The 23,418-nt window shown below is 53.5% G+C and carries 18 protein-coding genes; 14 read left to right on the top strand and 4 right to left on the bottom strand.

Going from position 1 to position 23,418, the window contains the following annotated elements:
• Window positions 1-51 precede the first annotated feature (51 nt).
• The 7 genes from pcrA (at window position 52) to JTE88_RS06500 (ending at window position 9,993) form a co-directional block, all read left to right on the top strand.
• Complete coding sequence (gene pcrA / locus JTE88_RS06530; RefSeq protein ID WP_204423742.1) at window positions 52-2,571, top strand: DNA helicase PcrA; 2,520 nt, start codon at window positions 52-54, stop codon at window positions 2,569-2,571.
• A 4-nt stretch (window positions 2,572-2,575) separates the two neighbouring features.
• On the top strand, window positions 2,576-4,699 hold the full coding sequence (locus JTE88_RS06525) for an acyltransferase family protein (protein WP_204423740.1): 2,124 nt from the start codon (window positions 2,576-2,578) through the stop codon (window positions 4,697-4,699).
• Window positions 4,700-4,806: 107 nt separating this feature from the next.
• Window positions 4,807-5,979: an ADP-forming succinate--CoA ligase subunit beta gene (gene sucC / locus JTE88_RS06520; protein WP_204423738.1), complete on the top strand. Its 1,173-nt coding sequence runs from the start codon at window positions 4,807-4,809 to the stop codon at window positions 5,977-5,979.
• Between the two features lie 9 nt (window positions 5,980-5,988).
• On the top strand, window positions 5,989-6,915 hold the full coding sequence (gene sucD, locus JTE88_RS06515; protein WP_204423737.1) for a succinate--CoA ligase subunit alpha: 927 nt from the start codon (window positions 5,989-5,991) through the stop codon (window positions 6,913-6,915).
• Window positions 6,916-7,105: 190 nt separating this feature from the next.
• On the top strand, window positions 7,106-8,371 hold the full coding sequence (locus tag JTE88_RS06510) for an MFS transporter (protein WP_204423735.1): 1,266 nt from the start codon (window positions 7,106-7,108) through the stop codon (window positions 8,369-8,371).
• Window positions 8,372-8,429: 58 nt separating this feature from the next.
• Window positions 8,430-9,728 carry a cell division protein PerM gene (locus JTE88_RS06505; protein WP_204423733.1) on the top strand — a complete coding sequence of 433 codons (1,299 nt, stop codon included), beginning with the start codon at window positions 8,430-8,432 and terminating at the stop codon, window positions 9,726-9,728.
• A complete protein-coding gene (locus JTE88_RS06500) occupies window positions 9,721-9,993 on the top strand; it encodes a DUF3017 domain-containing protein (RefSeq protein ID WP_204423731.1) in 273 nt (90 codons plus the stop codon). Before JTE88_RS06505 ends, JTE88_RS06500 begins: the two co-directional genes overlap by 8 nt.
• A gap of 62 nt (window positions 9,994-10,055) precedes the next feature.
• Here JTE88_RS06500 and JTE88_RS06495 read toward each other — a convergent pair whose 3' ends face one another.
• Window positions 10,056-12,347 (bottom strand): 6-phosphofructokinase, encoded by a 2,292-nt coding sequence (locus JTE88_RS06495; protein ID WP_204423729.1) that lies wholly within the window; start codon window positions 12,345-12,347, stop codon window positions 10,056-10,058.
• Window positions 12,348-12,492: 145 nt separating this feature from the next.
• Between JTE88_RS06495 and JTE88_RS06490 the strand changes: the two genes are divergently transcribed.
• Both JTE88_RS06490 and pgi read left to right on the top strand, forming a co-directional pair.
• Window positions 12,493-14,748 carry an alpha-amylase family glycosyl hydrolase gene (locus JTE88_RS06490; protein ID WP_204423727.1) on the top strand — a complete coding sequence of 752 codons (2,256 nt, stop codon included), beginning with the start codon at window positions 12,493-12,495 and terminating at the stop codon, window positions 14,746-14,748.
• Between the two features lie 106 nt (window positions 14,749-14,854).
• On the top strand, window positions 14,855-16,513 hold the full coding sequence (gene pgi, locus JTE88_RS06485; protein ID WP_204423726.1) for a glucose-6-phosphate isomerase: 1,659 nt from the start codon (window positions 14,855-14,857) through the stop codon (window positions 16,511-16,513).
• 90 nt (window positions 16,514-16,603) lie between these two features.
• Here pgi and JTE88_RS06480 read toward each other — a convergent pair whose 3' ends face one another.
• Window positions 16,604-16,921, bottom strand: a complete 318-nt coding sequence (locus tag JTE88_RS06480) for a hypothetical protein (RefSeq protein WP_204423724.1) — start codon at window positions 16,919-16,921, stop codon at window positions 16,604-16,606.
• A 134-nt stretch (window positions 16,922-17,055) separates the two neighbouring features.
• Window positions 17,056-17,514 (bottom strand): hypothetical protein, encoded by a 459-nt coding sequence (locus tag JTE88_RS06475; RefSeq protein WP_204423723.1) that lies wholly within the window; start codon window positions 17,512-17,514, stop codon window positions 17,056-17,058.
• A 276-nt stretch (window positions 17,515-17,790) separates the two neighbouring features.
• Between JTE88_RS06475 and JTE88_RS06470 the strand changes: the two genes are divergently transcribed.
• The 3 genes from JTE88_RS06470 to JTE88_RS09165 all read left to right on the top strand — a co-directional run bounded on the left by JTE88_RS06470 (window position 17,791) and on the right by JTE88_RS09165 (window position 20,192).
• Entirely contained in the window at window positions 17,791-18,786 is a 996-nt protein-coding gene (locus JTE88_RS06470) for a malate dehydrogenase (protein WP_091280476.1), read from the top strand.
• 369 nt (window positions 18,787-19,155) lie between these two features.
• Window positions 19,156-19,518: a YchJ family protein gene (locus JTE88_RS06465; protein WP_204423721.1), complete on the top strand. Its 363-nt coding sequence runs from the start codon at window positions 19,156-19,158 to the stop codon at window positions 19,516-19,518.
• Window positions 19,519-19,577: 59 nt separating this feature from the next.
• The gene (locus tag JTE88_RS09165) at window positions 19,578-20,192 is read left to right on the top strand and encodes a sugar O-acetyltransferase (protein WP_204423719.1); all 615 of its coding nucleotides are present in this window, start codon (window positions 19,578-19,580) and stop codon (window positions 20,190-20,192) included.
• 24 nt (window positions 20,193-20,216) lie between these two features.
• Here the strand turns inward: JTE88_RS09165 and purU are convergent, their stop codons facing one another.
• Window positions 20,217-21,077, bottom strand: a complete 861-nt coding sequence (gene purU, locus JTE88_RS06455) for a formyltetrahydrofolate deformylase (RefSeq protein ID WP_204423718.1) — start codon at window positions 21,075-21,077, stop codon at window positions 20,217-20,219.
• Window positions 21,078-21,206: 129 nt separating this feature from the next.
• Here purU and glyA point away from each other — a divergent pair, with 129 nt between their 5' ends.
• Both glyA and JTE88_RS06445 read left to right on the top strand, forming a co-directional pair.
• A complete protein-coding gene (gene glyA / locus JTE88_RS06450) occupies window positions 21,207-22,490 on the top strand; it encodes a serine hydroxymethyltransferase (protein ID WP_204423716.1) in 1,284 nt (427 codons plus the stop codon).
• Window positions 22,491-22,517: 27 nt separating this feature from the next.
• The gene (locus JTE88_RS06445; protein ID WP_204423714.1) at window positions 22,518-23,378 is read left to right on the top strand and encodes a bifunctional methylenetetrahydrofolate dehydrogenase/methenyltetrahydrofolate cyclohydrolase; all 861 of its coding nucleotides are present in this window, start codon (window positions 22,518-22,520) and stop codon (window positions 23,376-23,378) included.
• Window positions 23,379-23,418 lie beyond the last annotated feature (40 nt).

Raw genomic sequence — 23,418 nt, 5'->3', positions numbered from 1 at the left:
TCGGTGTGCTTCGCAAAATGTGTGGGAGGTGTCCTTTAGGCTAGAGGTGTTATGAGTAAAGATGATGCATTTGTTTCAGCAATGGATAGGTTAAAGGCTCGAATTGCGCAGGCTCAGGCCTCGGCAAGTCGGCCCGAATCGTTGTCGGCGTATGCGCCGGCTAGCGGTTCGCCGGCACGCGAGATGGCCGAGGAACGGGTAGGTCAGCTTGTTGAGGGGCTGAACCCGCAGCAGCGTCAAGCGGTGATGCACACCGGTGGGCATATGCTGGTTGTGGCAGGTGCAGGTTCAGGAAAAACGCGTGTGTTGACGACGCGTATTGCCTACCTCATTGCGACCGGGCATGTGCGTCCGAGTGAGGTTCTTGCGATTACCTTCACGAACAAGGCTGCGAAAGAAATGCGCGAGCGTCTCGAATCCTTATTAGGGCCGACGGCGGTGCGCATGTGGATTTCTACCTTCCACTCCGCGTGTGTGCGGATTTTGCGTACTGAGCATCAGGCCTTAGGGATGCGTTCGTCGTTTACTATTTATGACGCTGCGGATTCGGCGCGGTTGATGAAGATTGTTGCTCAAGAAGAAAACATTGATATTAAGGCGTTTCCGCCGAAAACATTGAGCCGTAAAGTGTCGGATTTGAAAAATGCGATGGTGACAGTTGGACAGGCGAAAGAGCAGGCTGTAGATCGTGACGATCAGATGATTGCCGATGCGTATGCCGGCTACCAGCGCCGGTTACGCGCTGCTAACGCCGTCGATTTTGACGATCTGATCATGCTTACTGTCGGGTTGCTACGCGATAATCCGGCGATTGCTGAACATTATCGACGTCGATTCCGGCACGTCCTGGTAGACGAATACCAAGATACGAACACGGCACAATACCAGCTCGTGCGTGAACTGATCGGGGATGAGAGTGATCCGCTCCACGGCGAACTCACCGTCGTTGGCGATGCAGATCAGTCTATCTACGCCTTCCGCGGAGCAACTATCCGTAACATTGAAGATTTCGAACAAGATTTCCCCAACGCCACCACAGTGTTGCTGGAGCAAAACTACCGCTCCACACAAAATATTTTAACGGCAGCAAACTCGCTGATCGCCAACAATCAAGGTCGGCGGCCCAAGAAACTGTGGACGGCAGCCGGAGACGGCGCAAAACTCGTCGGCTACGTAGCGGATGCTGAATCCGACGAATCCGCCTTCGTCGTCGAAGAAATAGATAACGTGCGCACCAAGCACGGATACAAGTATGGCGATATTGCGGTGTTCTATCGCGCGAATGCGCAGTCACGTTCGATCGAAGAAATGTTTGTGCGTTCCGGTATCCCGTACAAAGTGGTTGGCGGTACACGATTCTATGAGCGCAAAGAAATTAAGGACGCGTTAGCCTATCTCCATGCTGTCGCTAACCCGGACGATACGGTTTCCATACGCCGCGTACTCAACGAACCCAAGCGAGGTCTGGGCGCGAAAGCCGAAGGCGCAGTCGCGTTACATGCCGAAAAATATCAGATGTCCTTCGGCCAAGCACTCACCGATGTTGCCTACCCGCAATTAGCTGTTGAACAAGGGCGTAGCGAAGTCGTCGGAATTCAAGCCAGGGCCCGCAACGCCATGGCTGCCTTTGTTCAGATGCTCGAAAAAGCCCGCGAGCAAGCCGATAGTGGGGAAAGTCCTGCCGATATTCTCGACGTCGTCATGGACGCCTCAGGATATTTAGCGGCACTGCAAGAATCCAAAGATCCGCAAGATGAAGTACGAGTAGAAAACCTCGCCGAACTGCACGCGGTCGCCTCGGATTTCCGGGTGCGTAACGAAGAGGGAACACTGGCTGAATTCCTCGACCAGATCTCACTCGTCGCCGATTCAGACCAAATCCCAGACGAAGACGATAATAACGAAGGCGAAGTCGTCCTCATGACCATCCACACGGCCAAAGGACTAGAATTCCCAGTCGTTTTCGCCACGGGTTTCGAAGATGGCACCTTCCCGCATATCCGTTCGCTCTCCTCACCAACCGAACTCGCAGAAGAACGACGCCTCGCCTACGTAGCACTTACACGTGCTCGCGAACGGCTCTACATCACTCGCGCCGCCACCCGCTCCCAATGGGGTGCGCCGCAAGAACTCCCGCGCTCGCGATTCTTAGACGAAATACCGGCAGAGATCATCGAGTGGCGCCGAGAAGAATCAGCGATGGATACGGTACGTCATGCGTCGTGGGGTAGTGCCCGGAACAGTTGGGGCGCTAAGCGCAACAGCTGGAGTAGTAATGACGACGATTTCGCTCCAGTAATTGGCAGTGGAAACGGGAAGTTTACTCCGGGGAAGATCCTGGGCGACGATCCAGCTCCAGTAGTAGAACAAGAACTAGCAGATGCTCCGGCAACCGATGGGCTTACCACTGGTGGGATTGCGGTTGGCGATCGCGTACGGCACGGAAAATTCGGTGTTGGAAAAGTTCTCTCTTTTGAAGGCACTGGAAAATCAACGGTCGCTAAAGTCCGATTCGAGAGCGGAGCTGAAAAACGCCTGATGCTCCGATTCGCACCACTAGAAAAGATCTAGCACGATGAACGATCCATCTTATTCACTACGTACACCACGGTCGGCACGCACGCAGGCAACTCGCTCAGCCCGCCCGGCTAGCGAGGAAGCTAAGGGCCGCTCGCGCGACCATGGGCGCACAAGGCAACAAACCGCGAATAGTCCTAGCACGCGTCTGGCATCGTTTTTTGATCGTGGTGGCTACATAGCTGGATTAGATGGATTACGTGCAATCGCTGTGCTCGCAGTTATCGCATACCACGTGTGGCCAGGAATCTTCCAAGGCGGCTTCCTGGGCGTCGACATGTTCTTCGTCATCTCCGGTTTCCTCATCACCACCTTGTTGCTGCGTGAAGATCGCACAAATAATTTCATCAACCTTGGGCAGTTCTGGGTGCGTCGTGCCCGGCGTCTCGTCCCGGCCCTGCTGCTCCTCATCATTACCGTTGTGCCAACCGCCTGGGCAGTCAACTCTGACCTGATTGTTGGCATTGGTCGGCAAATTCTTGGCGTGCTAACCTTTTCTACCAACTGGCTCGAAATCGCCCATGGAACAAGCTATTTTGATGGCACAGCGCCGATGCTGTTCAAAAATTTTTGGTCGCTCGCCATCGAAGAACAGTTCTATCTTTTCTGGCCGCTGCTTATGCTCGTGATTTTGGCATTGGTTGATTCTCTGCGAATACGAATCGCCATTTCGCTCAGCATGATGCTCGCATCATCACTATTAATGCTCGTTTTATACTCGGGTGAGAACAACACGCGGCTCTACTATGGCACAGACACCCATATCTTCGGGTTGTGCGCTGGAATTACGCTCGCATTCCTCTGGGCATCTGCTCGTCCACAAATCTTCACCACCGCCCATTGGCGATCCTTCCATGCGCTCTACGGGTGGAGCGCGGCAATCACCCTCGGGATCTTCATCTTCATCATGCCGGACAACGGCCCATGGGCATACATGGGCGGGATGCTCATCGCCTCGATCGCAACCGTTTTCGTCATCGCCGACATGCTCTACCCGAACTCGTTTATGGCACAGTGCGGTGAAATCTCGGTGCTGCGCTGGGTCGGGTCGCGTTCTTACGGGTTGTACCTGTGGCACTGGCCGATCCTCGTCCTCGCCGCAGCTATCTACCCAGTCGCTGTGGGCAGCTGGGCGCAAACAGTGCGCTCTCTCATTGCGGTCGTGCTCACCGCCATCATCGTTGAACTATCGTATCGATTCATCGAAACACCGGTTCGTCGTCACGGATATCGCGCTACGATATTCGTCATTCGCTCCCAGATACCGGCAAACCTGCGTGCAACAAGCATCATGGCGCTCGCTGGTGTATTAGCGGTGGTAACCATGGCGACAGTGGTTTTCGCGCCAGCGAAAACCAGCACCCAAGAAATGATCGAAGCTGGCCAAAGCGAACAAGGCGCCGGAGCTGACTCGGTGAAAGAATCGAGTGAAAAGGCGAAAACCACTCAAGGCGAAGCGAATAAACCAGCCGGAACCCCACGCAAGGATCGGCCAACCACATTATCTGATGAACTCGACACCACCATCCCCAACACCTACGAAGTAACCATCATTGGTGACTCTATGGTGTCAGCTTCACGAACAGGCCTGTTGCATGCCATGCCTGGCGTCAACACCATTGGAGAACCATCAACCCAGTGGGCGCAAGCCCATGACATGATCGCTCAAGCTGAACAAGAAAACAAGCTTGGCAGGGTAGTGGTCCTCGACTATGGAACCAACGCTGGGGTGAACAACGCAGACCTCATTCGCGACGCCATTGAACAACTCGGTCAGCAGCGCATGATCTTGATTGCCAACATTTACTCTCCATCAACATTTGTTGAACAAAGTAACCAGCTCATCTCCCAAGTCGTTGACGAATATCCCAACGTCGAACTCGTCGATTGGTATTCGTTGGCAGCAGACCGGCCAGAGTTACTACAAGTAGATTCCACCCACACCTCGATCGAAGGTGCGAACGCATACGGTGACTTGATAAAAGAAACCATTACTGTCACCGCCACAAAGTTCTCTGCTGCTCGGGGCGTCAAACCCGGAACAGGATGGGAAACTGAGCCACCTGCAAAAACCGAGTCAACAGAAAAAGATGCCACAGCGCGCTCGAAAGATAACCAGTAAACCTAGTCAATCAGCTACCAGAAATCCGTGAAACCCGGTAGGCTAATATACATGTCTCGATGTTGAGACATCGGCGTTAGGATATGACCACAACGGAAGGACAATCCGTGGACCTCTACGAATACCAAGCCCGCGAACTCTTCGCTGCGCACGATGTTCCAGTACTACCTGGAATAGTAGCGAGCACAGCAGATGAAGCCGAACAAGCAGCACAACAACTCCTCGAGAAAACCGATTTGGTTGTGGTTAAAGCTCAAGTGAAAACCGGTGGGCGAGGCAAAGCTGGAGGTGTCAAACTAGCCCGCACCGTTGCCCAAGCACGCGACCACGCTGAAGCTATCCTCGGCATGGATATTAAAGGCCACACGGTCAACCACGTGCTCATTGCAGCCGGATCAGATATCGCAGAAGAATACTACTTCTCGATTCTGCTCGACCGCTCCGAACGTCGATACCTAGCCATGTGCTCCAAAGAAGGCGGCGTCGATATCGAACAGCTCGCCGTCGAACGCCCCCAAGCCCTCGCCAAGGTCCCAGTAGATCCGAACGAAGGAATCACCGAAGCCGTCGCCCGCGATATCCTCACCCAAGCACAGTTCGATCCAACAGAACACGACGCCATCGTCCCCGTCCTATTGAAACTCTGGGATACCTACACATCTGAAGATGCCACCCTCGTCGAAGTCAATCCACTCGTGAAAACTCCGCAAGGCGAAATCATCGCATTGGACGGCAAAGTCTCCCTTGACGACAACGCCCGTATCCGCCACCCACACCACGCTGAACTGGTCGATAAGCGCGCCGAGAACCCACTCGAAGCCCGCGCGAAGTCCCTCGGCTTGAACTACGTCAAACTCGACGGCGGACAGGTCGGCATTATCGGCAACGGTGCCGGACTCGTCATGTCCACACTCGACGTCGTCGCCTACGCCGGCGAACAATACGGCGTTGGCCCAGCAAACTTCCTCGACATCGGCGGTGGCGCAAACGCCGAAGTGATGTCTAACGGTTTGGATGTCATCCTCAACGATCCAGACGTCAAATCCGTATTCGTCAACGTCTTCGGTGGCATTACCTCCTGCGACGAAGTTGCCAAAGGTATCGTGGCCGCCCTCGAAATATTGGGCGATGCCGCTAGCAAACCGATCGTGGTGCGACTGGACGGAAACAAGGTCGCCGAAGGTCGCCAGATGCTCGCCGAAGCCAACCATCCACTCGTGACGCTGGAAAAAACAATGGACGGAGCTGCCGCACAAGCTGCGCAGCTCGCCGGAAAGTGAGACCCAATCATGGCAATCTTCCTCAATAAAGACTCCAAGATTATCGTCCAAGGTATGACCGGCTCCGAAGGCCAAAAGCACACCCGCCGCATGCTCGGAGCAGGCACCCAGATCGTCGCCGGAACCAACCCGCGTAAAGCCGGCACTAGCGTCGAGTTCGACGTCGAACCTATCGGTATCGATGCTGACAAACGCACCGCAGGCACAGTTTCTGTGCCTGTCTACGGCACAGTGGCAGAAGCCAAAGAAGCAACCGGTGCGAACGTCTCGGTGATCTTCGTTCCGCCAGCCTTCACCAAGGCAGCAGTTATCGAAGCAGTCGACGCAGATCTTGACCTCGTCGTCGTCATCACCGAAGGCGTACCAGTCAAAGACAGCGCCGAGTTCTTCGGCTACGCACAAGAAAAAGGCGTGCGGTTAATTGGACCAAACTGCCCAGGCATTATTACCCCAGGCCAGTCCAACGTCGGCATCACACCACCAGATATTACTGGCCCAGGCAGAATCGGACTGGTATCAAAGTCCGGTACTTTGACCTACCAGATGATGTTCGAACTCGCAGATATCGGCTTCACCACCTGTATCGGTATCGGTGGCGATCCGATCATCGGCACCACCCACATCGATGCGCTCAAAGCCTTCGAAGCTGATCCCGAAACTGAACTCATCGTCATGATTGGTGAAATCGGTGGCGACGCCGAAGAGCGCGCCGCTGCCTTCATCAAAGAACACGTTACGAAGCCAGTTGTCGGTTACGTTGCCGGATTCACCGCACCAGAAGGAAAGACGATGGGTCACGCCGGTGCAATCGTCTCCGGATCGGCCGGCACTGCGGCTGCGAAGAAAGAAGCTCTGGAAGCAGTTGGCGTCCGCGTCGGCAAGACTCCAACGGAAGCCGCCAACATTGCTCGCGAGATTCTCAAAGGCAAGCAGTAACAGCTAACTCAAGCGGACATCGTATTACCTAAGACACCCTTACTTTCCGCCATGCGGACCCGAGGTATAAGATACCTCGGGTCCGCACTTGATATGTCTGTTCATTGCAACAGTGTCACTGTGGGCGATAGTTGAACTGAAACATCGCGCACAATTAACATGCAGAAAAACATGACAGGAAGGAAGACCAGTGGCTCGGTTACGCAAATATTTTGCCGATACACGACCGCTCCAAAGCCCCGACTTTCGCAGGTTATGGATCGCTAACATTATTACTGTTATTGGTGCTCAACTCACCGTCGTCGCAGTTCCGGCACAAATCTATGATTTAACGACGTCCTCAGCCATGGTTGGGTTGACCGGTATTTTTGGGCTCGTGCCGTTGATAGTCTTCGGATTGTGGGGCGGCACGCTCGCCGATCATATGGACCGGCGAAAACTCCTTGAATTCACTACCTCCGGCCTTATTCTCACCTCGATACTATTCTGGCTCCAAGCAGCCCTAGCTATCAATAACGTCTGGCTCCTGCTCTCAATCTTCTCCCTCCAACAAGCATGCTTTGCCGTTAACCAACCAGCCCGCACCGCAATCTTGCCGAAGATTGTGCCAGCTGAGCATATTCCGGCAGCTTCAGCACTAAATATGACCGTTTTTGCTGGCGGTGCAATCGCGGGGCCGCTCATCGCCGGCGCACTCATCCCACTGCTTGGCTACAGCTATCTATATGCGATCGATGCACTGACACTGTTGGCCACCTATTATGCGGTCTACCGTTTGCCAGCACTCCCGGTAGATAAACCACAAGGCTCACCAGGTCTGCGCTCGGTAATCGACGGTTTGCAGTATCTCGCCGGGCACCCCATCGTACTCGGCAGCTTCGTGATCGATCTGATCGCCATGATTTTCGGAATGCCGCGTGCACTGTTCCCGGAAATAGCGCACATCAACTTCGGCGGTCCGACTCAAGGCGGATACGAGTTCGCGTTCTTGTACGCAGCAATGCCGGTGGGTGTGCTCATCGGAGGATTGTTTAGTGGCTGGATCGGCCGAGTGAAAAAATATGGATTGGCAGTCATCTGGTCGGTTCTTATTTGGGGATTATCAATTATGGCCTTGGGGATTGCCAGTAGTGTCGCCCACGGCTCGTCGCGTACGATGCTGTCAATCGCCTGCATGAGCCTCGCGATCGGAGGAATAGCAGATATGGCATCGTCGGCATTCCGGCAAGGAATACTCCTCGTTGCTGCCGACGATCATGTACGCGGTCGACTCCAAGGCGTCTTTGTTGTCGTCGTGGCTGGCGGTCCGCGCCTGGCTGACGTGGTGCATGGATTGGTGGCAGAGCCACTGGGAGCAGCAACAACGGTATGGGTTGGTGGTCTCGCCGTCGTCATAGCCTCGCTGATTTTCACGCTCGTTTCCCGCAAATTCCGCACCTATAGCGTAAATTCGTAAGCAACACACCAGCGCAATACCGTGCGTTCGGCGTCAATTCACGCAACGATGAGAAGTAATGAATACGCACATTGATCTTTCACGGTATTGGTACATCTTCCGAGGCGGAATCTCTGCACCATTTTTCACCTGGTTCGCGGTCTTCCTCACCGTCATGGTGTTCTATACGCTCAACGCGTCGGCACAAATGATGGGAGATATTGTTTGGCAAGATGCAGCGTTCTTTGCCACCGGCTGGTGGACCACAATTTTTGGTGGCTCCGTTACCCTCGGTGAAGCAGCGATAACGTTCATGCCAACGACGTTGACGGTCTTAGCCAGCTATGCTTCGTACCAGGTATGGCGCACTCGAGAAATCTCGACCTGGCTGGATGCGCTGGCCGCCGCATTAAGCTGGCCGGCAGTAGTGGCCGTCTTGGCTCTGGTTGGACGAGCACCAGGAGACTGGTGGTTTGCGCTGATCGGCGCAATTCTGATTGCTGGCGCAACTGCGTTGTGGGCCGGCCGGGAAAAGTTGCTTTACCCGCTACCGTGGTGGCGTTACGTGGCTGATTCGTCGCGCTATCTTACCTGGTTTGGTGTAGGAATAGTAGCGCTTGCTGTGACGACGACGTTGGTGATGCTCGGTACCGGCTTTCCGGCGATTATCGATGTGCACAGCTACTATCGCACAGGAATTATCGGCAGTATTGGTCTTGTCTTATTGCAGTTACTCTATCTGCCATCGTTTGTTGTTTGGTTCTATTCATGGCTTGTAGGCAGTGGCTTTGCAGTTGGTGAAGGAACGAATTTTTCCACCCTTGGGGTAGACGCCGGTCCGTTGCCTGCGATTCCAGTTTTTGGTGCGTTGCCTGCGCCCGGAAGCTCGCTGATATGGCTTTTTGTGGCGGTCATTGTTGTGGCACTCGGCTACGGGATAGTGCTTGGACGATTCATTTTCCGCGAGCAGGTTTCGTTGGGGGAGCACATGATGCATGCCGGAATTGCGATGGCTATCTGCTCCTTAGGCGTATCGATTATCTCGTTTACGGCAACCGGTGCACTCGGTCCGGGACGGATGGCAGTAGCTGGCCCAGTACCTGCGTTGACTGCCGGGTTCACGGTTCTGGTTATCGCTGTGCCAGTACTGGCGGGGCTACTTGTGATCCATCCACACACTATCGCTTGGGCGCGAGCTCAGATGAACCGTGAAACGCCGAAAACCACAAAGCTGGAGGGAACGGAAAGTAGTGCGGCTGTCGATCCGGAAACTGTGCCCGTACCTACGCCAGGATCTGCTTCCACTCGAGAACCAGCATCGAAAACTGCATCTGAACCCGAGCTGGAACCTGAACCGAAAGAGTCGCATCATGACTGAACATCGCGTACCTTCACTCGTTTTCTTCGCGCTCCTCGTCGGCTGGATCGGCGTCGTCATCGTGTTGTCCTTCACCTGGGGAGTTCAGCCGGCAATGTACACCTTCGCGGCAAGCCTCGGAGTTTTAGCTCTTGCTCGGCTGGTTTTGCCTGCCGGCATGGTTCCGCAAGTACGTTCGCGCTGGTTCGACGTCGTTACGCTACTAGGCTTAGCACTGATCTTGTCTTATTTTGCGAACTGGGGAGATACTCTCGCCGTCGTCTAAACATCTGTCGATATAGCTGTGGCCCGGAACGCAACTCGCTTTCCGGGCCATAGCTGTTGGTGTTACTGGACGATCGAGAGATCTTCTAAGGAACCGGTGTAAGTCGGGTCAGAAACCACGTACACCACGTGCTTCAACGGCAACCACCACGGATCGTTTTGTGTACGTGCATCCATATCCATCAAATCGTCGATATGTGTTAACGGCATAGCTTCTAAAACGCCGTTGACCATACCGACATGGAACGAACGCGTAGTCTTTGAATCCGTATGGAGTTCGTCGTCGAGAATATTGATCGCTGTGTTAACAATACGCGCCGCCAATGTTCGATCAAACGGGGACGGATTGCCGCCCTGTTGGGCATGACCGATCACTGAGGTGCGCACGTCGAACAGATTATGACCTTCTTCTTCAAAAATACGGCTCAAGAAATCAGTCGTGTAGTATTCCGAAGCATCTTCATTACGCACCACCAAATACAGGTGACGGCCCTGTTCGAAAGCGTTGACCATGCGCTGGGTATCTTGCGCCAACTGTGGCAACGTAATACCAGTTTCGGCCAGATAAACCTGCTCGGCACCGGAAGATAGCGCAGAGAACAACGCGAGATATCCCGTATTACGACCCATTGTTTCGGTCACAAAACAACGTTGTGAAGCCGACGCCGACGTGCGGATCTTGTCCAGCATTTCCACGTTGGTATTTAACGCAGTATCTGCCCCAATCGAGTGTTCCGAACCAGGCAGATTGTTGTCGATTGAGGCTGGAACACACACGATCGGAATATTGAAACCAGGGTAGCGGTCCTTGGCATGTGCCATATCGTATGCCATCTTGTATCCCTTGAAACCGCCAATGACGATTAACGCATCAAGTTCGGCGTTTTCGATGGAGCGCGAGAGTGCATAATACTGATCGACGTTGGGGATGGTCCGCCGGGTGCCAAGCTCTGCACCGCCGTCTTCGGCCCAGCCTTCGACGTCGCCCCATTCAAGGGTGCGGGTCTTGCCGTCGAGCAAACCAGGGAAACCGCCTTCGATACCGATCATGGTGTAGCCCCGATCAATACCCAGTTTCACGGCCGCACGCGCTGCCGGATTCATTCCAGGGGCGAGGCCACCGGCGTGAATGATGCCAACCCGTGGCGACTTATCAAAACGCTTGTCTGTTTTTGTAGTCGGTGAAGAAATAGACTCAAAAATATTGATCATTTCGCGGAAACCAGCACCACGAGAATCGATGGCGGCCTCCCAGTTACCTTCCTTCAGGTAAGCTTTGACCTTACGCGTATTGGCAACGGCTTCCATCATTGGCATGCGCACGATTCGGTTGCGTTGGGTGCCAATAATTGTTGGTTCAGTTTCCGGGCCGGCATTGACCATGTCCAGAGCTGCGGTGTAGCCGAGCAGGGTGGGCATCCACCGATCATAGGCGGTTGGTTGACCGCCGCGTTGGACGTGACCGAGGGAGGTGATACGTGCGTCTTCGCCTAAACGCTCGCTAATCACATCAGCAACCTGCGTTGCGGTGATGGGGTTTCCATTGCGATCGAGCGCGCCTTCAGCCAAGATAATCAACGAATCGCGGCGCCCACGCTCACGGCCGGTGCGGAGCTTATTCGTCATTTCTTCTTCCCAGCCTTCTGCTGGTGGCAGTTCTGGAATGAAAACGTAGTCGCAGCCACCAGCAATAGCTGACATCAGTGCGAGATAGCCACATGCACGTCCCATGACTTCAATGATGAAGGTGCGTTGATGTGAGGCTGCGGTTGCCGCAATAGCGTCGATAGCTTCAATGATGCGATGGAGGGCGGAGTCAGTTCCGATGGTCATATCCGAGCCCACAAGATCGTTATCGATCGATCCGACGACGCCGGCGATACGCAAGTGCTTATGGCGTTCGCCTGCTTCCGGGCTGACAGTTCCTTCAGCAACGAGCTCTTCAAGGAGTTCTGGCCACATTTCGCGCAGTTCGTCTGCACCGGTTAACGTACCGTCACCACCGACGGCGACGAGGCGGTCGATTCCGCGTTCGACGAGGTTGTGGACGACTTTTTTCAGGCCGGAACGTTCCCGGAATTCGGCGGACCGTGCAGTGCCGATAGCTGTGCCGCCCTTTGACAAAATATTTGATACTGACGACCAGGACAGTTCTTGGATGAGGTCGCCACCTTCAATCGCGCCTTTCCAGCCTTCGTGGAGGGCAAACGGGATTGCTCCGGCGTGTAGCGCAGTTCGAACAACGGCACGAACGACGGCGTTCATACCTTGAGCATCGCCACCCGATGTGAGGATGCCAATTTTTGGTCGTTCAGCACGCTCGGCTTCACTCAGTGGCTTGGACATGTCCAGCATGTTTTTCTCCTTAGCGCAGGATACGTATGTTCTGCTTCTCTCATTTTGCCACACTTGGGGCAAGAATCTTGAGGAATTTTTCTCGTACCCAGTTTTTCGTCGGTGCCTGCAAGTAGAATAAGAGAACAGAGGGGTGGAGGTTCAGGTGTTTCGACGTCGTCGCCATATGACGGTTGCCAGTAGCGTTAGTATTTTGCTGATTTTGGGTGGCTTAGTGGGCTGTTCGAATGGTCAGCCGGCAGGTTATGCACATTTTGATCCTGGCTCGCACACCATTATGATCAACGGATCCCACTATCCGCTCAAGCTACCAGGTCGAGCAGATCTAAAAGTCGACGGTAGTGCCGTGTTGCCCGCCGATTTGGGGGTAGACGCAGCAGTTCGTGGATCGGATGCATCGCGTGATGGCATTTATCGTTCTGAAGATGGAAACGAACAATTTTATTATGTGCTCACGGATCGGTTCGCTAATGGAGACGAGAAAAACGATACCGGTGGATACGGCGCGACTGCACAAGAATCGGGGTTTGATCCGACGAACGAGAATTTTTATCTCGGTGGCGATATTCCCGGGTTGATCGAGCAACTCGATTACATCAAAGGTTTAGGGACCACAGCGCTATGGATTAGTTCACCGTTGAAAAACAAGCCGGTTCAAGGGGAATCGGGTAGCGAATCTGGAGCTTATCTTGGCCGCTGGATTACTGATTTCACTGACATTGATCCACATTTGGGCACGAAGGACGATTTTCAAGAGCTCGTTGACCAAGCCCATGAACGCGGTATGAAAGTCTATATTGACGTCGTTGCGAACAATACAGCAGATGTTATTTCCTATGCCGAAAAAGACACTCCGTTTGTTCCATTGGCGGACAAACCGTATCGCGACTTAGACGGTAACCGTGTGAATCTGGGGAAAGTTGCTGGCAAAGAAGAGTTCCCGGAGATTGACCCGTCGTCGTTTCCGTATACGCCACAGGCTGGGAACCTCAAGAAGGTCCCGGCGTGGCTCAACGATACGTCGCTCTACCACAATCGTGGCGATTCAACCCTGGTTGGGCCATCGTTGACGCTCGGCGATATTGGTGGCCTCGACGATCTCATGACGGAAAATCCGGAAGTGGTTCGCGGTATGGAAGAGATTTACCAGAACCTTCTAGAAACCGGGATCGATGGTTTCGGGATATCGGACGTGACTCGAGTCAATCAAGAGTTCTGGACGCACTGGACTCAGGCCATCAAACGTAAAGCAGGCGATGACTTCTTTATGTTTGGGGAAGTAACTGACCCAGATGTTGGTATCTTGTCAAGTTACGTACACACCACTGATATGGATGCTGTGCTCGATTCCGGATTCCACAAAGCTGTTATTGACTACGTCAACGGCGGGTCAGCTCAAGGCTTAGCGGATTTGTTCTATCAAGATCCACGTTATGCGTCAGATAAAACAACTGTTCTCGATTTGCCGACGTATTTAGGAAATCCAGACATGGCTCGTATCGTAAGCGAACTATCGGGCGATAAAGTTTCCGGATCGATTTTTGCGCACGCGCTGATGTTTACCATGCGTGGGCAACCTGTTATTTATTACGGTGATGAGCAAGGTTTAGTTGGTCTAACAGGTAGCACCGCGCATCAACCACTGTTTGCCACACAGGTGCCAAGCTATCAGCAGCAGGCCTTAGCTGATGGAAGTACATTTGGTGCCGGAGCACACATGTCTCGCGATACTGTGCTCTATCAAGCGATCGCTGAATTAGCGAGACTACGTAAAAAATATCCAGGTCTGTCCAATGGTTCCCAGATCGAATTGTTCAACGAAGGAACGACCTACGCGTTCTCGCGAGTCGATCCTGAAGAGAACATCGAATACGTCGTCGTCGCCAATTCTGGTGAACAAAACACGCGCGCCACGATTCCGGTACTGGCTAGTACCCAAAACTGGTCGGCAATCATGAATGTGACAGATGGCAAAGTGATAGATGGCTCGGCTAGCTCCAAGCCACAAGCAACCACGACCAATGGTGTCACTGATCTCAGCGTCGATGTTCCTGCACGTAGCGTCACAGTCTTCCGAGCCGGTGAAAAGCTCGAACGAGGTAGCGGCACAACGGCGTTAACAGGCAAGAAAATCGGCGATTCCTTCCTTGAACTGACCGCCGACACTCAAGATCACCGTTATGCCAATACCGCCTTCTTCTATCGGGTAGTGGGCAGTGGAAAATGGTTCCCACTGGGTTCTATCGCCGGCCCCGATCCGCGGGTCTATCATGATCTGAGTGGAATCGAAGACGGCACCTTACTCGAATATCGTGCGATCACCGACGGCGGACGCGGGCAGTCCTACACCTATCTAGTGGGCGGCCCCGAAATACAAATGAAAAACCAGTCACAACAGTGACGGAAGTGTATAAAATCAGATAGAAAAGCTAAACTAAAAGATTGCTACAGCCGGTACCGATATCGGCTCATCATGAACGTCATGGCAATCATATTGGAGGAAACTCATGCCTACCCCTGTAGACGCAACCCAAACCACCGCGTGGGGTAAACTCGCGGACCTGAAGAACACACTTCACGTTGATTTCCGATCCTGGTTTGCCCAAGATCCCGAGCGCACCGAAAAATTCAGCTTCAGTGCTGGCGACCTCTTCGTCGACCTGTCCAAGTCGGTACTCACCGATGAGCTCAAGAAAGCTCTCGAAGAGCTAGCCGCGGAAGTCAATCTCGATGAGCGTCGCGATGCCATGTTCGACGGCGAACGCATCAACATCACCGAAAACCGTTCCGTTCTCCACAGTGCGCTACGCCGGCCACAGTCAGACTCACTTATCGTTGATGGTCGTGACGTCGTCGTCGACGTACATGAAGTCCTCGAACGCGTCTACGCTTTCGCAAACAAGGTTCGCTCGGGCGAATGGAAGGGCATTACCGGCAAGTCAATCGAAACAGTTGTCAACATTGGTATCGGCGGCTCTGATCTTGGCCCAGTCATGGCATACGAAGCACTCAAGCCATACAAGGCAGAAAACATTGAATGCCGGTTTATTTCCAATATTGACCCAACCGATGCGGGCGAGAAGCTCTCCGGTTTGGATCCAGAAACCACCCTGTTCATCGTGGCATCCAAGACGTTCACCACTCTCGAAACGCTGACGAATGCTCGCATCGCCCGTGCATGGTTACTACGCACTCTCGAAGAACAAGGGGCACCAACCGACGGTGCTGTAGCAAAGCACTTCGTTGCCGTCTCCACCGCACTCGATAAGGTTGCTGAATTCGGCATCGATCCGAACAACGCATTTGGTTTCTGGGATTGGGTAGGTGGCCGCTACTCGGTAGACTCCGCAGTCGGTACCTCCCTAGCCATTGCTATCGGGCCAGAGAACTTCGAACAGTTCCTCGCCGGATTCCACAAGATGGATGAGCACTTCCGCAACACTCCAGCATCCCGCAACGTGCCAGTGCTTATGGGTATGCTCAACGTCTTCTACGTCAACTTCATGGACGCAGCCACCCACGCTGTTTTGCCATACTCACAGTTCTTGCACCGCTTCCCAGCCTACTTGCAACAGCTCACCATGGAATCCAACGGTAAGCGCGTGCGCTGGGATGGCACCCCAGTCACCTCCAAGACCGGTGAAGTCTTCTGGGGCGAACCAGGAACCAACGGTCAGCACGCCTTCTACCAGCTGATCCACCAAGGAACCCAGCTCATTCCAGCTGATTTCATTGCCTTCGCAAACCCAACCTACGCATTTAAGGATGGGGACGCCGATCAGCACGAGCTCTTCCTCGGAAACTTCTTCGGACAAACCAAGGCGCTCGCATTCGGCAAGACCGCTGACGAAGTACGCGCTGAAGGAACACCAGAAGACATCGTGTCCGCACGCGTCTTCGAAGGCAACAAGCCAACCGCGTCGATCATGGCACCAGAGCTTAACCCATCAGTTCTCGGCCAGCTTATCGCCCTTTATGAACACATCACCTTCGTTCAAGGCATCGTGTGGGGCATCGACTCCTTCGACCAGTGGGGCGTAGAACTCGGCAAGCAGATGGCCAAGGCGCTGACCAACGCTGTCAGCGGCGACAAGGCTGCGCTAGCAAACGAAGACCAGTCCACCCGAGCATTGATCGAATACTACCGCGCACACCGCACGAAGTAAGCGATCGTCAGAGCGGGCCAGCATTGTGCTGGCCCGCTCTTTGGGTATCTGTCCTTTTTCGCAGTGGTCTTTACTTGCCCGCCGCATTTATTACTTGCTCGCCGCAGTATCTACTGGCCCCCGAGCCCACAGGCGCCGGGCATAATGTCGCGAACCCCAATAGGTCAGCACTCCCGTGGCCAGCACTGTTACACAGGTAGCAAGAATGAACAACAATGGGGTCTCTGACGAATACATGCTGACCGCCGCCATCGGCACCAGAATCGGAGCAACGCCAGCCGTGAAGATCAACATGTTCAACAAGGTAGCGCGCTCATCATCTTCCCAATGCGCATCGGTGAGAGTAGCCGAGACGAGCGGACGGCGAGCATAACGCTTAGCGGTAGTGATTGCGAAATTAGTATGCATATTTGCCAGTAGTAGGATCGCGAACCAGACCGTCTGCGAAGGCAACGCAAGAAACATCGTCGTCGCCCATAGCACTTGTATAACGAGTGGCAAACCGATATAGCAGATCAGTGCCCGCAAGGGAACGTAATCAGTTAAACTCCGGTGAACACGTCGCGCCGCAAGTTGGATTCCTCGACGCTGAAAGAATCGTCATTCGATACCGGAACGGTAGCAGGCTGAAAACCTATACGGATACGTAGATATGACTGGATGAGAACACCTGCTATCAAGCTGACAAAAAATGTCATCGCTAAAACTGATGATGAAACAGGTAAAAATGATGTTGCAATAGCAAGGAACGCTAACTGTGCCGCGCAAATAATCACAAAAGCGATTTTCAGTTTAGCCCGCACGTTTTGTTCACGGCGTTGAAGGACCTCAAGGAAAGTAGTGGAAAGCTTTGGCAACGGAATCGTGTCACTCGGGAAACAAGAACTCTCCCGCGTCTCAAGCTGATCGGCCACGCGAGGAAATGCGCAAATAGCGTAGGCAAGAGCCGAACCAATAATAATCAGCCCGATATTGAGAAACAATGTCGTCCACGAGTCCATGATTACTCCTTAGATTTAGTACACAACGCTAAACCGAGAAGCGTTTACTAAATCCATGCTATCGCTTAAGAAAGACACTCGTAATAAAAAAGTGAAAATCGTTGGCACAGCAGGAAAATGCAAACAATATTTACACAGGCGGGACTAAATGCCACCCAGAGTAACCCGCTGGCAAGGTACCCTTAGAGATGGTGTGAGAATTCATCTCGCTCAATGACAACCTGGCGTCATGTTCCGGGAAAAGGGACAGCGCCTCAGAATATAGGAGTTGACTACATGGCTGAGCTTCGTACTCCGGTTACCGTCACCGTTACTGGCGCTGCAGGAAATATCGGATATGCACTACTGTTCCGTATTGCATCAGGTGCACTACTTGGACCTAACGTTCCAGTTCGCTTGAACCTCCTCGAGATTCCACAGGGCCTCAAGGCGGCAGAAGGAACCGCAATGGAATTGAACGATTCCGCATTCCCATTGCTCGAGTCCGTGAACATCTTCGACGATGCCAACAAGGCTTTCGAAGGTACCAACGTCGGTCTCCTCGTTGGTGCACGTCCACGTACCAAGGGTATGGAGCGCGCTGACCTCCTTGCTGCAAACGGTGGTATCTTCGGTCCACAGGGTAAGGCAATCAACGACCACGCAGCTGACGATGTTCGCATCCTCGTCGTTGGAAACCCAGCCAACACCAACGCACTCATCGCTGCTCACAACGCACCAGATGTACCAAACGAGCGCTTCACCGCTATGATGCGCCTAGATCACAACCGTGCAATCTCCCAGCTTGCAGAGAAGACCGGCGCAAAGGTCTCCGACATCAAGAAGATGACCGTGTGGGGTAACCACTCCGCAGATCAGCACCCAGATGTCTCTTGGGCAACCGTTGCTGGTAAGCCAGCAACCGAGCTTGTTGACGAAGCATGGTTGGCTGACTACTTCGTACCAACCGTTGCAAAGCGCGGCGCAGCTATCATCGAAGCTCGCGGTGCTTCCTCGGCAGCTTCGGCAGCTTCGGCAGCAATCGACCACGTCTACAACTGGGTCAATGGAACCCCTGAAGGCGACTGGGTCACCCCAGGTATCTGGTCCGATGGCTCCCACTACGGTGTTCCAGAAGGCCTCATCTTCGGTTTCCCAGCAGTTTCCGAAGGCGGCGAATGGAAGGTTGTCGAAGGCCTCGAGCTTTCTGAGACCACCAAGGCTGGCATCGAGCGCAACGTCAAGGCTCTCCAAGAAGAAGCTGACGCAGTGCGCGAACTCGGCTTGATCTGAGTCTAGGTTTTTAGCAGAAGGCGGGGGCTGTGGCCTCCGCCTTTTGTGTGCCCGGCCTTTTGTGTGCTCGCCCTGTGGGTACCGCCTAATGCAACTTCATTCAACACTGCCACTTTTGTCGGGAATAGCAGTCCGGTATGGCCGCTTTTACCTGCTCTAGCTAACAACCACTGCCACTTTTGTCAGCGCCGGCTGGCTCGCTCATACCTATACCCGCGTTCATAGTCACTGAATGGGGGAATAGCGCAAACCTCGACATATATCGTTGAGGTTTGCGCTATTCCCCGTTTTGGTGCACACTCCATGGAGGAGACACGCGAGGAAACACGCGAAAGAACGCGAAAGTGCGCGAAAGAACGAGGAGAACCAATGAACTGCCCATGTGATTCCGGCAAAACGTATGCCGAATGTTGCGAACCGATCCATGACGGAGCTCGGTTAGCTGAATTTCCCGAAGAACTGATGCGAGCGCGATACAGTGCTTATGCGCTGGGGCGCTCTGATTTCGTCTTTGCCTCGTGGCACCCGAAAACCCGTCCACTGAATGTCTCTACAGAAGGTATCCGCTGGACTGGGCTAGAAATTATCGACGCAAAAGACGCCCAAGTCGAATTTGTCGCTTCATTTGTTGATGAAACAACGGCAGAACCGGGCAGTCTTCACGAACGCTCGGTTTTCGTACGCCGAGCTGGCTGGTGGTTCTATCTCGAAGCGTTGAGTTTAAACGAGTAGCTCGCGAGTAAATACCTCTGAATCTCATTGTGTATTGCTTTCAAGTTAGACTATCAACCATGACTCGCGACGAAGAACTCTATGCCCGCATGCTCAACGGCGAACTCTACAAGCCCGAAGGTGCAAAATTCCACGAGATTCACGATCGGGCGATGGCCTACCAGGACGAATTTAATTCGTTACCGTCCGCCGATTGGGATGCCCACTATCGCGTCTTGACTCGCTGGCTTGGCGAAGTCGGCGAGGGTGTTATTGTGCGAGCGCCGTTGCACGTAGATTACGGTATCCACACATCCATCGGCGCGCGAACCTTCGTCAACTACGACTGTATTTTTCTCGATGTCGCCCCGATCACGATCGGTGAAAACTGCCAGATTGCGCCGCGTGTTCAACTCTTAACCGCCTGGCATCCGCTCGAACCAACCTTGCGTAGTGAAGGCTGGGAGGGTGGTAGCCCTATCGTCGTCGGAAACAATGTTTGGCTGGGTGCCGGAGTGATGGTTTTGCCAGGTGTGAGGATCGGAGATAACTCTATTATTGGTGCCGGTTCAGTGGTCACCAAAGATATCCCTGCCAACACAATAGCGGTGGGTAGCCCGGCTCGGGTGGTTAAAGAACTTCCATCGGACGCGAGCGCGCGTGATGTTATTCCGCCACACTTGTTAGGCGAATAAGCACATCAGGGTGGGCGTATATCCTTACCCAAATACGACTGTGCGTAGCCCCTGATGGAGCACGCGGTGTTCGGCATGCCAGCGTACTGCTCGGGACAGAACCTGACGTTCGACTTCGGCTCCCATAGCTTGCAATTCTTGAACGTCGTGGGCATGCGAAACACGCACCACATCCTGTTCGATAATTGGTCCTTCATCGAGGTCGGCTGTCACGTAGTGAGCGGTGGCGCCGATGAGTTTGACACCGCGTGCGTGTGCTTGAGCATAGGGGCGTGCGCCCTTAAATGATGGCAAGAATGAGTGGTGGATGTTGATGATTCGGCCAGACAGTGTCTGGCAGATCTCGTCGGATAAGATTTGCATGTATCGTGCCAACACGACTAGTTCGGCGTCGTAATCGTCAACGAGTTTGAGTAGATGTGCTTCTGCTTCAGCTTTGGTGTCTTTGGTGACGGGGATGTGGATGAACGATACCCCGTAAAATTCGGCGAGTGGACGTAATGTTTCGTGATTGGAGACGACGGCGACGACGTCGATCGGGATCCGGCCTTCTCGTTGTTTGGCGAGCAAATCACTCAAGCAGTGCGGATCTTTGGAGCACATGATGATGGTCCGCATCGGGCTGGCATCAGCGATGGTGTAGTCCATGTCGAACCGGGATGCCAATGCGGCGAAGGTGGCGTCGATAGTGGCGCGGCCGCCAGGAACATCTGCTTGGAGTCGAATATAGAACCGGTTTTGGCTTGCGTCCCGGTATTGCTGGGATTGTGTGACATTGGCGCCGACTTGGGTTAACAGGCCAGTGACGGCGTACACGATGCCGGGTTGGTCTGGGCAAGATAGGGTAAAAACAAGTGGCTGTGAGGTCAGTGAGGATTTGTCCATGAGAACATTTTAATCGTTTTGACCACTAGTCGGGCATGCGGATCCCAGATGTTAGACGATTCGTAAAAGTGTGGGAGGGTGGGCTTAGAATAGTGTCGTATTGTTTTAAAAATCCTGGAGGAGGCGGATGTGGTAGATTCTTTTGATCTTTCACTCGCTGAGCTAGATCCTGAGATTGCTCAGGTGCTCGAAGATGAATTGGGACGCCAGCGTGCTACGTTGGAAATGATTGCGTCGGAGAATTTTGTGCCGCGGGCTGTTTTGCAAGCCCAGGGCTCAGTTTTAACGAATAAGTATGCTGAAGGTTATCCCGGCCGTCGCTATTACGGCGGTTGCGAGTTTGTTGACGTTGCGGAGAATCTTGCAATTAAGCGGGCTAAGTCCTTGTTCGGCGCGGCTTACGCCAACGTTCAACCCCATGCCGGAGCGCAGGCCAACGCAGCTATTTATCATGCGTTGTTGAACCATGGCGACACCATTATGGGATTGTCATTGGCACACGGGGGTCACTTGACTCATGGTATGAAGATTAACTTTTCTGGGAAGAACTTCAACGTTGTCTCTTATGGTGTAGATCCAGAAACATACCTGATTGATATGGATGAGGTTCGTCGGCTCGCCCGTGAACACAAGCCGAAGATGATTATTGCTGGTTGGTCGGCTTACTCACGCCATGTAGATTTTGCTGCATTCCGCGAGATTGCCGATGAGGTTGGCGCATACCTGTGGGTAGATATGGCGCATTTCGCCGGTTTGGTAGCGGCTGGATTGCATCCAAGCCCAGTTCCGTATGCTGACGTGGTGACGACGACGATCCACAAGACCATTGGTGGGCCGCGCTCAGGTATGATTCTTTCCCGTGATGAATCACTAGGCAAGAAACTTAATTCGGCGGTATTCCCTGGGCAACAGGGTGGTCCGCTGATGCACGTTATTGCGGCTAAGGCGATTGCGTTAAAGATTGCTAGTACGCCAGAGTTTAAGGACCGGCAAGAGCGTACGTTACGTGGCGCGAAGATCCTTGCTGAGCGTCTTGTAGCGTCAGATGTTGCGGATAAGGGTGTGTCGGTGCTTACTGGTGGTACTGATGTTCACCTTGTATTGGTAGATTTGCGCAACCATGAGCTCAATGGTCAAGAAGCTGAGGATTTGTTGCATGAGATTGGGATTACGGTTAACCGTAACGCCATTCCGTTCGATCCTCGTCCACCGGCTGTCACCTCTGGTTTGCGAATTGGTACGCCGGCGTTGGCTACTCGTGGTTTTGGTGATGAAGAATTCCGCGAAGTAGCCGATATTATCGCGGTAGCTTTACGCGACGGCAAGTCTGCCGATGTCGATGCGTTGCGTGCGCGAGTTAACGCGTTAACTGATCGATTCCCGCTATATTCCGGGCTTGATCAGACGCACTGAAAAGATTCGTTGAGAGGACAGATCTAGATGACTACCGCGGTCAAAATGGATGGGCGAGCTACGCTTGCTCAAATCAAGCTCGAAATCAAAGAGAAGATCGCCCAGCTCGGGCACACGCCAGGCCTAGCTACTGTGTTAGTTGGTGAAAACCCGGGTTCACAGATGTATGTCAATATGAAGCATCGTGATTGTGCTGAGGTGGGGATTAACTCTATTCGAGTAGATATGCCCGAGGGGTCAACTACTGAAGAAGTTCTTGTCCAGGTACGGAAGCTGAATGACGATCCGCAATGTTCTGGTTTCATCGTTCAGCTTCCGTTGCCGCGGCAGATAGATACTGACAAAGTCCTCGAAGCTATCGATCCTGCTAAAGACGTAGACGGCTTGCATCCAGTGAATATCGGTCGTCTCGCAAACGACATTCCGGCACCGGTTGCCTGCACTCCGATGGGTGTAGTCGAACTTGGCCGGCGCTATGGTGTTGAGTGGAATGGTGCCAACGTGTGTATCGTTGGCCGTGGTACGACGGTGGGTAAACCGTTAGCAATTTTGCTCACCTCGCGTAGCATTAACGCCACCGTCGACGCCTGCCATTCGGCGACGAAAAACCTCGCTGAGCACACGCTACGTGCCGATATTATTGTTGCGGCTGCGGGCGTGGCTCATATGATCACCCCGGATATGGTGCGCCCGGGTGCTGCCGTGTTCGACGTCGGCGTCTCTCGGGTTACCGATCCGGACACTGGTAAGGCGGTTATGCGCGGTGACGTGGACCCTGCAGTATTCGAGAAAGCTGGTTTCTATTCGCCAAATCCTGGTGGGGTGGGGCCGATGACTCGCGCTATGCTCTTGTCTAACGTCGTGAAGGCGAGCGAACAAAACTCCTAGAATTCCCCGTACAATTATTTATGAATATTTAATTGGAGGG

It is taken from the genome of Arcanobacterium phocisimile (genome assembly GCF_016904675.1).
GTDB classification, from domain to species: domain Bacteria; phylum Actinomycetota; class Actinomycetes; order Actinomycetales; family Actinomycetaceae; genus Arcanobacterium; species Arcanobacterium phocisimile.
The sequence above is the reverse complement of the archived record's forward strand: the minus strand, read 5'-3'. Positions and strand labels throughout refer to the sequence as shown.

What these genes read in the sequence shown, in the direction of transcription:
- JTE88_RS06495 (WP_204423729.1), bottom strand. Translation starts at nt 12,347, where the DNA reads ATGCTGGACATGTCCAAGCCACTGAGTGAAGCCGAGCGTGCTGAACGA.
- JTE88_RS06480 (WP_204423724.1), bottom strand. Translation starts at nt 16,921, where the DNA reads ATGCATACTAATTTCGCAATCACTACCGCTAAGCGTTATGCTCGCCGT.
- purU (WP_204423718.1), bottom strand. Translation starts at nt 21,077, where the DNA reads ATGGACAAATCCTCACTGACCTCACAGCCACTTGTTTTTACCCTATCT.
- pgi (WP_204423726.1), top strand. Translation starts at nt 14,855, where the DNA reads ATGCCTACCCCTGTAGACGCAACCCAAACCACCGCGTGGGGTAAACTC.
- JTE88_RS06500 (WP_204423731.1), top strand. Translation starts at nt 9,721, where the DNA reads ATGACTGAACATCGCGTACCTTCACTCGTTTTCTTCGCGCTCCTCGTC.
- JTE88_RS06445 (WP_204423714.1), top strand. Translation starts at nt 22,518, where the DNA reads ATGACTACCGCGGTCAAAATGGATGGGCGAGCTACGCTTGCTCAAATC.
- sucD (WP_204423737.1), top strand. Translation starts at nt 5,989, where the DNA reads ATGGCAATCTTCCTCAATAAAGACTCCAAGATTATCGTCCAAGGTATG.
- pcrA (WP_204423742.1), top strand. Translation starts at nt 52, where the DNA reads ATGAGTAAAGATGATGCATTTGTTTCAGCAATGGATAGGTTAAAGGCT.
- JTE88_RS06470 (WP_091280476.1), top strand. Translation starts at nt 17,791, where the DNA reads ATGGCTGAGCTTCGTACTCCGGTTACCGTCACCGTTACTGGCGCTGCA.
- JTE88_RS09165 (WP_204423719.1), top strand. Translation starts at nt 19,578, where the DNA reads ATGACTCGCGACGAAGAACTCTATGCCCGCATGCTCAACGGCGAACTC.
- JTE88_RS06505 (WP_204423733.1), top strand. Translation starts at nt 8,430, where the DNA reads ATGAATACGCACATTGATCTTTCACGGTATTGGTACATCTTCCGAGGC.
- JTE88_RS06465 (WP_204423721.1), top strand. Translation starts at nt 19,156, where the DNA reads ATGAACTGCCCATGTGATTCCGGCAAAACGTATGCCGAATGTTGCGAA.
- JTE88_RS06525 (WP_204423740.1), top strand. Translation starts at nt 2,576, where the DNA reads ATGAACGATCCATCTTATTCACTACGTACACCACGGTCGGCACGCACG.
- JTE88_RS06475 (WP_204423723.1), bottom strand. Translation starts at nt 17,514, where the DNA reads ATGGACTCGTGGACGACATTGTTTCTCAATATCGGGCTGATTATTATT.